The sequence below is a fragment of the Arthrobacter sp. Z4-13 genome (assembly GCF_054792705.1).
On the sequence record NZ_CP096459.1, the window covers coordinates 1,211,214 to 1,225,665 of the forward strand.

The following is a 14,452-nucleotide window of genomic DNA, read 5'->3' on the forward strand; positions in this document are numbered from 1 at the left end:
CTGATCCCCGCCCCGGTTCCCCCGCCGCGCACCTGCCCGCGATTCCCGGTACTATCCCGGTAGTAGAAAGGCCCCCGGCACTTCCGGCCGTGGGCATCAATGCGGGCAGGGGCCGGGTGATCGCCGGCGGGTCCACCGTGCAGGTGGGCGCGGGTCCAGGGGGAGGAACGGGAATGGCAGTGAACCTTCAGCTTGTTCCGGCTACGGCGGGCAAGCGGCTTGGCGCTGCCGTTATCGACTGGCTGCCGCCCCTGGCAGTACTCGTGGTGGCGTTTACCCTTGGTTTCGCCGGCATCACGCGCACACGCAGCGGCGGGTTCATCATCTACGACACCGCCTCATTGGTATTGTTCGGCGGCATTGGCCTGGGGGTGACCCTGGTGTACCTGTTCGTGGTGATGGGATGGGAAGCCCGGACGGGCAAGACCCTGGGCAATGTATTGATGGGGATCAGGAGTGCGGACAATGACGGCTACGCACCGGGTGCCGGTGCCGTTTTCCTGCGCGGCCTGATCACAGGCGCAGGCATCCTGCTGACGTTGCTCGCTGCGATCCTTGTGGTGGTTTTCCAGTGGTTCGGGGCGGCATTTTTTGTCCTCACCCCGCTGCTGCTGGTGGGCGCGGTGTGGGCAGTGCTGGTGGTGGTGTCCAACAGCTGGGACAAAAACAGCGGGCTTCGGGGCTGGCACGATGTTGCCGCGAAAACCCTCGCCTTCGACGTCAAGGCAGGCCGTGATCCCATCACGACTGGCGGCATCCAGGGGCCTTACAGTTTTGCGCCGATGGACCTGCCGCCTGTGCAGCAGGTGTTGTCCCCGGTGGCCGGTGCCAACGTGCCCCAAGCCATCAACGCCCAGAACTCACACCCGGCCCCCGTCCCGCAGGTGCCCGGCCCCGCTGCCCCTGCTCCTGCCCCTGCTACTCCGGCCGCGGTTCCTGCTGCCGGGATGTCTCCATTCCATGGTGCGCCGGCGGTAACCCAGCGAACCGTCCCCGAGCTACAGGCGGAACATCACCAGGTTCCAGACTTGCAGGCACCGGCGTTCCAGGCCTCGGCGTTCCAGGCCTCGGCGTTCCAGGCCTCCGCATTCCAGACTCCAGGGCCGCGGGCCGAGCATCCAGACGATGACGTGGACCGCACCCAGGTCCGCCCCGGATCGGCCACGCCCGCACCCGCCGCGGTCCTGCGGATAAGGCTCGACGACGGCCGTGACTTCCAGCTGGACCGCAGCGTTCTGGTCGGGCGGAACCCCGTGGGCCAGGCCGGCGAACAGCAGGCCCAGCTGCTCGCCGTAGACGACGCCGGCCGCTCCATCTCCAAGACTCATCTCCATCTGCTGACGGACGGGGCAGGTGTCTGGGTGACCGACCGGAACTCCACCAACGGCAGCGCCGTAACCACCCCCGATGGCCGCCGCACACCCCTCCAACCGGGGGTGCCCGCATTTGTTACCCCGGGATCCAGTGTCCACTTTGGAGACCGTACTTTTTACCTAGGACAGGCATGAATCAACAGCCCGCAAGCGTTCCGTCCAGCGTCGAACCGGGGGCGGGGCCCAGCCTGAGCGTCGGCTACGGGACGGACCGGGGACTCCGCAGGGAACTGAACGAGGATTCCTACATCGCCGCCGATCCGGTATTCGCCGTGGCGGACGGGATGGGCGGCCACGAGGCCGGCGAGATAGCCAGCGGCATGTGCGTCCGTGCCTTGGCCGCAATTCCCCAACTCACCACCGGGGAACGAAGCGTCACGGCTGCCGTCCTCCAGCAGTACCTGGTCCGGGCGGACAATTCCATCCGCGAGGCCACCGGGGCGCGTGCCGGCACTACGCTGGCGGGGGCGGTCATAGTTGAGCAGATGGGCTTGCCCTATTGGCTGGTCATGAACATCGGGGACTCGCGGACCTACCGACTCAGCCAGGGAAAGTTCGAACAGATCAGCGTGGACCACTCCGAGGTCCAGGAGCTTGTGGACGCCGGAGAAATTACTGCTGAGCAGGCAATCGTCCATCCGCGGCGGCACGTAGTCACTCGTGCACTGGGTACCGGGGACGAGACGGAAGCGGACTACTGGCTCCTGCCGGTGGAGGAGGGGGACCGCGTCCTTATCTGCTCCGACGGGCTCACGGGCGAGCTGACGGACGACCACATCTTCCGGATCCTCAGCACCGTGGGTCATCCCCAGGATGCCGTGGACGCCCTGATCCAGGCCTCGCTCCGCAGCGGCGGCCGGGACAACGTCACGGTGATCGTGGTGGACGCGCGGAACGTGCTGAACGACGCCGGTGCAGCCACCACGGCCCCGCGCCCGGACACAGCCGAGGACGAAGTGACCCTGCCCCGTTCCCGAACGGGCCAGCAGGCAGACCAATCACCAGCAGCGCCATCAGCAGATCCCGCCTCCGCACCTGAAGACTTTGCAGCCGAAGGCTCTGCACACGAGCGTGAGGAACCGGGCGATGACCGCCGTTAGTTACACCCCGGGGACCTGGCTGGGAATTGTCCGCTCCCGCACCGTTGTCCTCCTGGGGCCGGACACCCAGCCGGCGCTCACAGCCGCACTCTGGGACCTGCTGGCAAGCCGGCCGGAAGTACACGAGGTCCTCCACGCGGTGACCAGCAGTTCCGGGGGATCGCTGGCCAACATGCCTTCCTTCGGCATCCTCGATTTCGGCGGCCCCCTTCGGGTTTTCCTGCGCGGGGACCTGGAGGTGACAGTCCAGACACCAGACACCGCAGTGGAACTGCACGGCCGGGACGTGACAACCTGGACCGAACGGCGGCTGGATCTGCCCGGACTGTGCCGGTTGACCATCCCCGCTGCTCCGGGCACCGCTTCGCACCATGGCCGCGCCGGCCTCGCCGAGTTGCCGATCGGAGAAGGCGTGGTGCTGCTGCAGTCCCTCGTGCTCGCACCTGATGGCGAACCTGCACGTCCCGGCACTGTACCGGCAGTTACCACTGCCACCCACCAGGAAGCCCAGCCACAACAGGATGTCCGGCCCGCCGCTGAACCGGCGGTTCAGGCGGAAGCGGGAGACCTTCCCGGAATCACCGTCGCACCCGAGCACGGGGCCTCGGCCGAGACCGTTTATGCGGTGATCGACGAGGACTTCGACTCGGACTCCGGCGCCGGTGCAGACCCGCTGGAGAAACTGGACCCATCGGGTGCAAGCGATCCGGAAGTTGATGGCCAATCACTGATCAGCGGCGAGCCGGACTTTATCCGTGCCGCTGGGAGTGCATCCGACGCCGTAGCGGCAGGGGCGGTTGGCCCTTCTGTCCTGCCAGAGCAGGTCCTTGCAAGTGAAATGACCAGCTCCTACGACCATCTGTGGGAGCGGACAGTCGTCCGAAGGATTGAAGACGCGGCCGTCCGCGAGGACCCGGAAGCAGCCGGCCCCGAAGCAGCCAGCCATAACGCAGCCCGCCATGGCGCAGGCAACCGGGAAGCTGGTAACCAGGAAGCAACAGGGCAGGAAGCAACAGAGCAGGAAGCCGCCGACCAGGAAGCCGCCGACCAGCGGAAGGAAGCAGCTGCACCCGCGAAGCCCGGCAGCCTTGGAGGATCTCCGGCAGCGGCTGCCCTGGTGGACGGGCATGAGCCGGCGGCGGTGGCGGACGTACCCACCGCCGTCGTACTGGACACGCCTTCCGCGGGTTCAGGGGACCCGGCACCCGTCCGGCCTTCACCCGGCGGACTCATCGACTCCGTACCCTGGCGGACAGCGGACTCGGGCAGGGAGCCGGCCACGCCCCCTGTGGTGCTCTCACCCATGCTCTCGGCCCTGCCCTCCGCATATTCCGTCGCCCCGGTGGCGCCCGGATCCCCAGCAGGCCACGCGGAATACGACCGTGACCACGACGGCCAGACAGTCATGAAAAGCAACCTGGGAGGGATTGCCGCACCCCCTGCCCCGGCAAAGCAGGACGTTTCCGCGGCCGGCCCGCTGGTGCTGGCCCGGCTGTGCCCCCAGGACCACGCCAACCCGCCCACAAGCGCCGTCTGTAGAACCTGCGGCGCCGGACTGCTCCCGGACGCCGTCCAGGTTGCCCGCCCGCGCCTCGGACGGATGCGCATCTCCACCGGAGAACTTGTGGACCTTGACCAGTCACTGGTGATCGGCCGGCAGCCATCGGTTTCCCGTGTCCAGGGCGGAGGGATGCCCCAGCTCGTCCAGGTTGCCAGTCCCGGCGGGGACATTTCCCGCTCCCACGTTGAAGTCCGGCTTGAAGGCTGGCACGTGATGCTTTGCGACCTCAAGGCCACCAATGGGACCATCCTGGTGCGTGAGGGCCAACCTCCGCGCCGCTTGGCCCAGAACGAGATGGCGATCCTGCTTGACGGTGACATTGCCGAGCTGGGCGACAACATCTCACTGCGTTTTGAGGAGATTCCTTGAGTTCGAAACGGCCGCCCGCGCCGCCGCCCCACATTCCGGGGTTCACCTACATCAGCCTGCTCGGATCCGGTGGATTCTCCGACGTATACCTTTACGAACAGGACCGGCCCCGCCGCAAAGTGGCCGTCAAAGTGCTGCTCTCGGACCTGAAAACCGAAGGTGCCCGCCGTCGGTTCGAATCCGAGGCCAACCTGATGGCCCAGCTGTCATCGCACCCTTACATCGTGACCATCTTCGAAGCCGAGGTCACCGACGCCGGGCATTCCTACCTGGCCATGGAGTACTGCTCCCGGCCCAGCCTGGACGTCCGGTACCGGCGGCAGCGGTTCAGCGTGGACGAGGTCCTGGCCGTCGGCATCCAAGTGGCGTCCGCGGTGGAGACCGCACACCGCGCCGGCATCGCCCACCGCGATATCAAACCTGCCAACATCCTGGTGACGGATTACAACCGCCCTGCGCTGACGGACTTCGGCATCTCCGGAACCCTGGCCGGGGACAGCGACGAGGACTCTGGCATGTCCATCCCGTGGTCCCCGCCGGAACAGTTCACCGACGGGAACGTGGACGGCGTCATGGTGGACGTGTGGGCCCTGGGCGCAACGCTCTATACCCTGCTGGCCGGCCGGTCGCCCTTTGTAATGCCGGGGGCGGATAATTCCCAGCGCGAGCTGATCAACCGGATCAGCAACACTCCGCTGCCACGGCTGGGCCGCGCAGATGTCCCCGCATCCCTGGAACTGGCCTTGTCAACGGCCATGGCCAAGTCACCGCAGTCCCGGTACTCCTCCGCCCACGCCTTCGCCCTTGCCTTGCAGCGTATCCAGGCCGAACTCAACCTCTCGGTCACGCCCTTCGAAGTCCTTGAGGAGCCGCACCAGGAGGACAGCCACCCTGATGACGGCGCCGAGGAAACCCGGGTGCGAAGCATCGCTGCCATTGATCCGGAGCGGACCGGGAGCGCGCCCACTTTCCCGGCCCGCACCCGGCCGCAAGTCCCTGAAAAGGAGGCCCCGCCGTCGCGCTTTAATCCGCCGGGCGTCCTGACCCCGGTGGCACCCTTCACGCCGTCAGCTCCCGCGCCGCAGCCCCAGGACTGGGGCCAGGCCACGGTGCTTCGGGGTAACGCCGGCAGTGCGGCGGTTACTCCCGGCCTTCCCCGGGACGGCGGCTTTCAGGACACCAGGGATTCCGACGACGGCGGCGCGGCCGACACCACCGTCCACCGGCCCGGCAGGGTGGAGGAACCCGCTGCTGCCACCACTTCCGGTGCCGACCAAGGGAAACGCAACCTGTGGCTGGCCATCTCCGGCGGTACCCTTCTGGCCTTGGCTGCGGTGGTGGGCATCGTGGTGGCCAACGCCGCACCGGACGCACCCAAGGCCGTGCAGAGCCAGGAAGCCAGCAAGCCGCCGGCAGATGCCCTCGATAACGGCACGGTCCCCGACGTCGAAGGCCTCACCGGGACGATTGCAGGTGACGGCAATGCCTCCTTTAGCTGGGTGAATCCGCAGCCCAAAGAGGGAGACACGTACAAGTGGCGGGTCTACACCATCGGGGGCGGCGGCGAATACCAGTCCATTGACAAGGCTCCCGTGCGGGTGAAGCCCAATCCGTCGGGGGAGACCTGTATCCAGGTAATGATCGTGCGCTCGGACGGCGCGTTCTCCCCGATGGAGCAGAGCTCCATCGGCTGCACCGGCCGGTGAGCCGCGAGCGTTCGCAGGCAACAGCACAACAAGCTCAAGCACAAGCATGACGACGTATTACAGAGTTTTGCCCGACGAGGAGGCGCGGAAAATGGGGGATCTAGCAATAGATTTCTGTGGTGAGTGGTACGAGCCATCGGACGAGGACGTTTTTAACATCGGCCGTGAAGGCGACCTCGAAGTGGATGACAACCCGTACCTCCACCGGCAGTTCCTGCAGGTTGCCCGCTACGACGGGATCTGGTGGCTCAGCAACGTGGGCACCATGCTTTCGGCGACGGTGGCCGACGGTTCCGGCGGCATGCAGGCCTGGCTCTCGCCCGGCGCACGGATTCCCCTGGTCTTCAGCCACACGAACATCATTTTCACCGCAGGGCCGACAACTTACGAATTTGCCGTGCACCTGAAGACTCCGTCATTCCGGCAGGAGGCGCGCGAGGAGGACAGCAACGGCGACACCACCATCGGACCAGTTGTGTTCACTGATTCGCAGAAGGCACTTATCGTGGCGCTCGCCGAACCGATGCTCAGACGCGAAGGGACCGGGTTCAGCGCTATCCCGTCCTCTGCCGCAGCCGCCAGGACGCTCGGCTGGGCGCTGACCCGCTTCAACCGGAAGCTGGACAACGTGTGCGACAAGCTGGACCGGGTGGGCGTCGCAGGCCTGCGCGGGGGTGGCGGAAAGCTCGCCACCAATCGCCGCGCCAGGCTCGTGGAACACGCAGTGACCTCGCACCTTGTCACCGCCGATGACCTTCACCTGCTCGAGAAGATGAGGGGCGTGGACGAAGGATGAGGATCCGGCTGACGCTCCGCCGGGATCCCGCCGAGGCCAAGGACCTGGCCGTTACCGTGGACGGCCTGGCCACGGTGGCCGATGTGGCAACTGTGCTGTGGGCTGCGGACCCTGCGCGCAAAGGCACGCCGCCGCCGGAGAACCTCTCGCTCCGGATCGATGAGGCGTTTGTAGGCGGCGGCATGCGGGGCAACGTCCTCGCCCGCGGGGAGAACCTGCTGGAGTCCGGGCTGCGGCCCGGCTCCGTGGTGTCGCTGGCACAGGTGAGTGAGCAGTTTGGCATGCCCGGTTCCAGCCGTGGACCGGCCGCCGCCACCCTCCGCGTGCTGTCAGGACCCGACGTCGGCCGCGAGTTTTCGCTGCCGTCCGGCACCAGCTACATCGGCCGGGACCGGGACGTTGACATCCGCCTCTCGGACCCCCTGACGTCCAAACGCCATGCCCGCATCAGCGTGGCGGAGGGCGTGGAAATCGTGGATACCAACTCAGCCAACGGCCTCCTGATGGACGGCCTCCCGGTTACCAGGGCCACCCTCAACTCTTCGGACACCGTCACCTTGGGCGATACCACCATCACAGTGGTGCCACTGGGCCATCACCAGGCGGCAGCGCCGACGTCGCCCCTGGTGGACTTCAACCGCTCACCCCGCGTTGTTCCCAGGTTCGAGGAGCCTAAGCGCGTCCTGCCCGCCGGCCCCAAGCGTCCCGAGGACAACCCGTTCCCCTACATCATGATGATCGCTCCGCTCCTCATGGGCGCCGTGATTTTCGCTGCCACCAGAAACCCGCTCTCGGTGCTGTTTATGTTGATGATGCCGCTGTTCATTGTGGGGCACTACGTGGACCAGAAGATGCGGACCAGGCGCCAGCAGAAGGAGCAGCTCAAGCACTTCCGTGCTTCCATGGCAGCCTTCCGGGAGGACATCACTGAACTCCAGCACGTCGAACGCGCCGTCCGGCTCCAGGAGGCACCCTCCGTCAGCGACACCGTTGACGCCATCTACAAGCTGGGTCCGCTGCTCTGGACGCACCGCCCAGAACATCACGGATTCCTGGGCCTGCGGTTCGGCCTGGGCACAACACCGTCGCGGGTCCTCCTGGAGGAACCGTCGAACAACGATACCGAGGTGGAATACGCGCGCGAGATCCAGGACTGCCTCAGGCAGTTCCGGGACATCGAAGGCGTTCCGGTGGTGTCCCAGTTCCGGACCGCCGGGTCGCTGGGCATTGCCGGTGCCCGCGGGCTGGTGGACGACGTGGCGCGCGGCATGGTGCTCCAGCTCGCGGGGCTGCACTCGCCGGCCGAAGTGGTCCTCACGGCCATCACGTCCGCCCAGTCGCGGGAACGCTGGAACTGGCTGCAGTGGCTGCCGCACGCGGGATCCGGACACAGTCCCCTTTCCGGTGACCACCTGGCCGCCGGTTCAGCCGGGGGTGCATCCCTCGTTGCCCGGCTCGAGGACCTCGTGGCGGCCAGGGATGCCGCGGCAAAGCGGTCCGGTGCCGACCTTCGTCCCGGAGTGGATCCGGCCAAGCACGAGGTGGAGGAGCCGGTAGTTCCAGCCGTGTTCGTCATCGTGGAGGACGATGCCCCGGTGGACCGCGGCCGGCTCACCCGCCTCGCAGAGCGCGGACCCGACGCCGGCGTCCACGTGATGTGGGTGGCCACGGACGTCCAGGCGCTCCCCGCTGCCTGCCGTGACTTCATGGTGGTGGACGGCGACCACGGAACCACCACGGGACAAGTCCGCCTGGGCCGCCACACCTACCCCGTCAGCTGCGAAAGCGTGGACGCGGAGCTCGCCGCCCAGCTGGCCCGGATGCTCACCCCGGTGGTGGACGTGGGCAAACCCGTCACGGACGACTCCGACCTGCCGCGCGCCGTCTCCTACGCCACCCTGATCGGGAAGGACTTCCTGGACAACCCGCAGGCCGTGGCCGAGCGCTGGACCGAAAACAATTCTGTGCATGCCAGCGCCGTGGCCAACCGCAAGGACAACGGCACGCTGCGTGCCCTGGTGGGTTCCAAGGGCATCGAACCGCTGTACCTGGACCTGAAGAACGAGGGCCCGCACGCGCTGGTGGGCGGAACCACCGGTGCCGGCAAGTCCGAGTTCCTGCAGTCATGGGTAATGGGCATGGCCGCGGCCTACAGCCCGGACAGGGTCAGCTTCCTGTTCGTTGACTACAAGGGCGGGGCTGCGTTTGCGGACTGCATCAACCTGCCCCACACCGTGGGCCTGGTGACGGACCTTTCGCCGCATTTGGTCCGCCGGGCCCTCACCTCGCTGCGCGCCGAGCTCCATTACCGTGAGCAGCTCCTGAACCGCAAGAAGGCAAAGGACCTGCTGGCGCTCCAGCGGGAGGCAGACCCGGAAGCACCGCCGTACCTGGTCATCATCGTGGACGAATTCGCGGCGCTCGCCAGTGAAGTCCCGGAGTTCGTGGACGGCGTGGTGGACGTTGCAGCCCGCGGCCGGTCCCTGGGCCTGCACCTCATCCTGGCCACGCAGCGCCCGGCAGGCGTGATCAAGGACAGCCTGCGTGCCAACACCAACCTCCGGGTGGCACTTCGCATGGCGGACGAGGACGACGCCGCCGACATCCTCGGCGTCCCGGATGCCGCCTACTTCGACCCCTCCATCCCGGGTCGGGGTGCAGCGAAGACAGGACCCGGCAGGATCCAGGGTTTCCAGACGGGTTACGCAGGCGGCTGGACCACGGACAAGCCGCAGCGGCCCCAGATCGACATCGTGGAGATGGCGTTCGGCTCCGGCCCCAGCTGGGAGGCGCCCGTCCCGGAAAAACCGGAAGTGGAAGTGCCCGCCGGTCCCAACGACATCGCCAGGATGACCGCCACCATCGTCCGTGCCGCCGGCTCACTTGCCATCCGGCCGCCCCGCAAACCCTGGCTGGACGAACTGGCTCAAACCTACGATTTTTCAAAGCTGCCCAATCCCCGGACCGATGAGCAACTCCTGCTCGGCGTGGCAGATGACCCCGTCCGCCAGGACCAGCCCACCGTCTTCTATGAACCGGACAAAGACGGCAACATGGCCATCTACGGTACGGGTGGTTCAGGAAAATCGGCCGCCCTCCGCGGCATTGCGATTGCCGCTGCAGTTACGCCCCGGGGCGGGCCTGTCCACGTCTACGGGATTGACTGCGGATCCTCGGGGCTGCGGATGCTGGAGGAGCTTCCCCACGTTGGCGAGATCATCAGTGGCGACGACGTCGAACGGGTCGCGCGCCTGCTGCGCCTGCTGCGGGACATCGCCGAGCAGCGCTCCGCGGCGTTCGCCGAGGTGCGTGCGTCCACCATCGTTGAGTACCGCAAGCTTGCCGACCGGCCCGGAGAGAAGCGGATCTTTGTCCTGGTGGACGGCATGTCCGCCTTCCGTGAAGCCTACGAACATAGCAAATTGTCCGCGCTTTGGGACATCTTCCTCCAGTTGGCCACGGACGGCCGGGCCCTCGGCATCCACCTCGTGGTCACGGGGGACAGGCCCAACGCAGTACCGGCCTCCTTGCTCGCCTCCATCCAGCGGCGCCTGGTGCTTCGCCTCTCCTCCGAGGATGACTACATATCGATGGACGTGCCCCGGGACGTGCTCGGTGCCGCCTCCCCGCCAGGGCGGGGATTGCTGGACGGCCTGGAGGTCCAGCTTGCCGTCCTGGGCGGGAACTCCAACCTGGCCCTGCAGGCCCGCGAGGTGCACAAGCTCGCTGAAGCGATGCTGCGCCAAGGCCTCGAGGCTGCCCCCGGCATCGAGAGGCTCCCGGACCAGGTGGCCCTGGATGTCCTTCCCGCCGGCCGTTCCGACCTGCCCGTCATCGGAGTCGACGACGAAACGCTCCGGCCCGCCGAGATCATGGCAAGGGGACCGCTCCTTCTGGCCGGTCCTCCCGGCGCCGGCCGGACCGTGGCACTGGTGACCCTCGCCTACGCCCTCCGCCGGTCCAACCCCGACACCGAGCTCATCTACATCGGGGCCCGGCGGTCCGCCGTCGCCTCCCTGCCCATCTGGAACCGCTCCGTAGTGGGGGCCGACGACCTGGCCGGGATCGTGGAAGACCTGGTGGAGCATTCCTCCGGGAACCCGGGAGCGGTGGGGATCTTCATCGAGGGGCTGACGGAGTTTACGGACACTTTGGCTGAGTCGGGCGTAGGCCGACTGGTGACTGCTTCCATTAAGGCCGACCAGTGGGTCATCGGGGAATCCGAAACCTCCACCTGGTCCTCGGCCTGGTCCCTGGCCCAGCCCTTCAAATCCGGCCGCCGCGGCCTGCTGCTCAACCCTGGCGACATCGAAGGCGACAGCCTGCTGAACACATCGCTGGGCAGGGTCAGCCCGGATTTCATTCCCGGCCGGGGCTACGTGGTGGGCCGCGGAAAGGCGCGCAAAATCCAGGTGGCATTGCCGCCTGAAAACAGGGACTGACGCGCTCTCAACGGCAGGGCCGCGAATCCGATGGATTTGCGGCCCTGCAGCGTGGTGTAGAAAACTGTCCGGGACAGCAGGAAGCCGCGGCGGGGGGACTGCGCGCAGCGAAAGGTAGCAATGACCCCGTCCTCACAGGTCCTACGGCTCGCCTCGGCGTCGGCATCAGCTGCGGTTCTGGCGATCTCCATGGGACTCTTCCCGGCTGGTCCTGCGGCCGCAGACTCTCCGGAACCAACGCCCGCCGCCACAACATCTTCCACACAGGCTCCCGCCGAGTGTCAGCTGCTGTGCCTGCCTGTCCTTGGGGAAGGTTCGACGCCCTCGGAGACCGAGCGGCCGCGGATGGCTAAGGAACCGGCAGCGCAGCCCGCAGCCCCGCCCGCCCAGCCCGCAGCGACTGCACCACCGGAGCAGCCCGCCCCGCCTGCTGCGCCGCCGGCCGCAACTGTTCCCGACCCCGCCGCCCCTTCCGAGGCTCCCTCACCCGAAGAAACTGACCCGGCCGGGGAGGCATCCGAAAACACCACCGCGGGCGCCGGCCCCACGCCGTTGAACGGCACCACCAGCGCATCGAACTGGAACACCCCGGTCACGAGGTCCGCCACGGCCACGCAGCTGGCCGCCGTTTCCCCTGGGAAGGGCCGGGACCCCGGTGGTCCTGAACTCCTGCCGGTCGCCGCCGGCGTCCTGTTGGTGGGCGTGGCCACCGCCGCCTTCACGTGGTGGGGCAGGAACCGCGTCGGAGCGCACTGACCTGCCCTGACATCAACGGCATCCCCGGGCCAGGCAGCCCACCTGCCAGCGTCCGGCACCCGCGGTAAGGCAAGATAGGTTTGTGAGCACAGGACCAGGCCCCGCAGAACAGACCGCCACCCGGACCACCGCACCCACCGAGCCGGAAACCACTCCTTCCGACTCGGTCCGCGAGGAATACCAAAACCTTGTTGACCTTGTCCGGACGTACAGGTTCGCGTACTACCAGGAAGACACACCCCTGGTCTCCGACGCCGAGTTCGACGAACTCTTCCGGCGGCTGGAGGAGATTGAGGCTCTTCATCCGGAGCTTGTCGCCAATGACTCGCCAACCCAGGAAGTGGGCGGGGAAGTCTCGGCCGCATTCGCCGCGGTGGAGCACCTGCAGCGGATGTACAGCCTCGAGGATGTCTTCTCCCTCAAGGAACTCGAGGCCTGGCTCACCAAAGCAGCAGCCGGCATCGCGAAAGTGGGTGACGGCTCGCACCAGCCGGCCTGGCTGACTGAACTGAAGATCGACGGCCTGGCGGTCAACCTGTTGTACCGCGACGGGAAACTCGTGCGGGCGGCCACCCGTGGCGACGGCACCACCGGTGAGGACATCACCCACAACGTCCTCACCATCAAGGAGATCCCGCAGGAGCTCCGCGGCGAGGGATTTCCCGCCGAAGTGGAAATCCGTGGTGAGGTGTTCATCCCGTCCAAGGCATTCGCCGAATTCAACGAGGCCCTGATTGAAGCCGGCAAGGCGCCCCTGGCCAACCCACGCAACGCCGCGGCCGGTTCACTGCGTCAGAAGGACCCCGCGGAAACAGCCAAACGCCCCCTGAAGATGTTCGTCCATGGGATCGGTGCCCGCGAAGGGCTCCAGGCGCGCAGCCAGTCCGAAACCTATGACCTGCTGAAGGACTGGGGGCTTCCCGTCAGCCCCTATTCCGAGGTGCTGGGGAGCCTGGAAGAGGTCCTGGGCTTCATCAAGCGGTACGGGGACCAGCGCCACAAGCTGCTCCATGAAATCGACGGCATTGTGGTCAAAGTCGATGACTTCGCCACCCAGCGGGCCCTCGGCTACACCACCCGGGTGCCGCGGTGGGCAGTGGCCTACAAATACCCTCCGGAGGAAGTCCACACCAAGCTCCTGGACATCCAGGTCAACGTGGGCCGCACCGGACGCGTCACGCCCTTCGGCATGATGGAGCCCGTGAAAGTCGCCGGCTCCACCGTGGAGATGGCTACCCTGCACAACCAGGACGTGGTCAAGGCCAAGGGCGTGAAGATCGGCGACATCGTCATCCTGCGCAAGGCGGGCGACGTCATCCCGGAAATCGTGGGCCCGGTCCTGGCCCTGCGCGACCAGCAGGATCCTCCGGTCCGCGATTTTGTGATGCCCACCGAATGCCCTTCCTGCGGTACGCCCCTGGCCCCGGCCAAGGAGGGCGACGTGGACATCCGCTGCCCCAACTCAAAATCCTGCCCTTCGCAGCTGCGCGAGCGGGTGTTCCACCTCGCCGGCCGCGGTGCTTTCGACATTGAAGCCCTCGGCTGGGAAGCGGCCATCGCCCTGACCCAACCGGCGGAACCGGATGTCCCGCCGCTGACCACCGAGGCGGCACTGTTCGACCTCACGCCGGAGCTGCTGGCCGAGGTCAGGATCCGGCGTGAAAAGCGCTCCAAGGGTGTGGCCACCGGGGAATACGAGCTGGTGCCGTACTTCTACAGCAAGGGCACCGCGAAATCGCCGTCCAAGCCCACCGCCACCACCGAGAAGCTTTTCCGTGAACTCGAGAAGGCTAAAACCCAGCCCTTGTGGCGGGTGCTGGTGGCACTGTCCATCCGGCACGTTGGGCCGCGAGCCTCCCGTGCGCTGGCCACAGCCTTCGGCACCATGGACGGCATCCGGAAGGCATCGGAGGAGGAACTGGCCCACGTGGACGGTGTGGGACCCACCATCGCTGCTGCACTGAAGGAATGGTTCGCCGAGGACTGGCACCTGGAAATTATCGACCGGTGGGCTGCAGCAGGCGTCAGAATGGAAGACGAGCGGGACGAATCCGTGCCCCGCACGCTGGACGGACTGACCGTGGTGGTCACCGGCTCGCTGCCCAACTTCAGCCGGGACGAGGCGAAGGAAGCCATCCTCATCCGCGGCGGCAAGGCCTCAGGTTCTGTTTCCAAGAACACCAGCTACGTGGTGGCCGGCGAGAACGCCGGAACCAAGCTGGACAAGGCCGAGCAGCTTGGCGTTCCAGTCCTGGACGAGGACGGCTTCCGGCAACTCCTGGCCGGCGGTCAGGCAGCACTGGGGGACACGGCAGCACTGGCGGAGGCAACCCCGTGAGCGGCGGTAAT

Annotated in this window: 8 protein-coding genes; all 8 read left to right on the forward strand. The window is 66.9% G+C overall.

What is annotated here, in order from left to right; all coding sequences use genetic code 11:
- The first annotated feature begins 173 nt into the window (after positions 1–173).
- Positions 174–1,508: an RDD family protein gene (locus M1E07_RS07375; protein WP_461189600.1), complete on the forward strand. Its 1,335-nt coding sequence runs from the start codon at positions 174–176 to the stop codon at positions 1,506–1,508.
- The gene (locus M1E07_RS07380) at positions 1,505–2,473 is read left to right on the forward strand and encodes a PP2C family protein-serine/threonine phosphatase (RefSeq protein WP_461189601.1); all 969 of its coding nucleotides are present in this window, start codon (positions 1,505–1,507) and stop codon (positions 2,471–2,473) included. Before M1E07_RS07375 ends, M1E07_RS07380 begins: the two co-directional genes overlap by 4 nt.
- Entirely contained in the window at positions 2,460–4,403 is a 1,944-nt protein-coding gene (locus tag M1E07_RS07385) for an FHA domain-containing protein (RefSeq protein ID WP_461189602.1), read from the forward strand. The genes M1E07_RS07380 and M1E07_RS07385 overlap by 14 nt, the downstream gene beginning before the upstream one ends.
- Entirely contained in the window at positions 4,400–6,109 is a 1,710-nt protein-coding gene (locus M1E07_RS07390) for a serine/threonine-protein kinase (protein WP_461189603.1), read from the forward strand. The genes M1E07_RS07385 and M1E07_RS07390 overlap by 4 nt, the downstream gene beginning before the upstream one ends.
- A gap of 91 nt (positions 6,110–6,200) precedes the next feature.
- Positions 6,201–6,905: a hypothetical protein gene (locus M1E07_RS07395; RefSeq protein WP_461189604.1), complete on the forward strand. Its 705-nt coding sequence runs from the start codon at positions 6,201–6,203 to the stop codon at positions 6,903–6,905.
- On the forward strand, positions 6,902–11,347 hold the full coding sequence (locus M1E07_RS07400; protein ID WP_461189605.1) for an FtsK/SpoIIIE domain-containing protein: 4,446 nt from the start codon (positions 6,902–6,904) through the stop codon (positions 11,345–11,347). The genes M1E07_RS07395 and M1E07_RS07400 overlap by 4 nt, the downstream gene beginning before the upstream one ends.
- Before the next feature lie 120 nt (positions 11,348–11,467).
- A complete protein-coding gene (locus M1E07_RS07405) occupies positions 11,468–12,103 on the forward strand; it encodes a hypothetical protein (protein WP_461189606.1) in 636 nt (211 codons plus the stop codon).
- 82 nt (positions 12,104–12,185) lie between these two features.
- The gene (ligA, locus tag M1E07_RS07410; protein WP_461189607.1) at positions 12,186–14,441 is read left to right on the forward strand and encodes an NAD-dependent DNA ligase LigA; all 2,256 of its coding nucleotides are present in this window, start codon (positions 12,186–12,188) and stop codon (positions 14,439–14,441) included.
- The last annotated feature ends 11 nt before the right edge of the window (positions 14,442–14,452 follow it).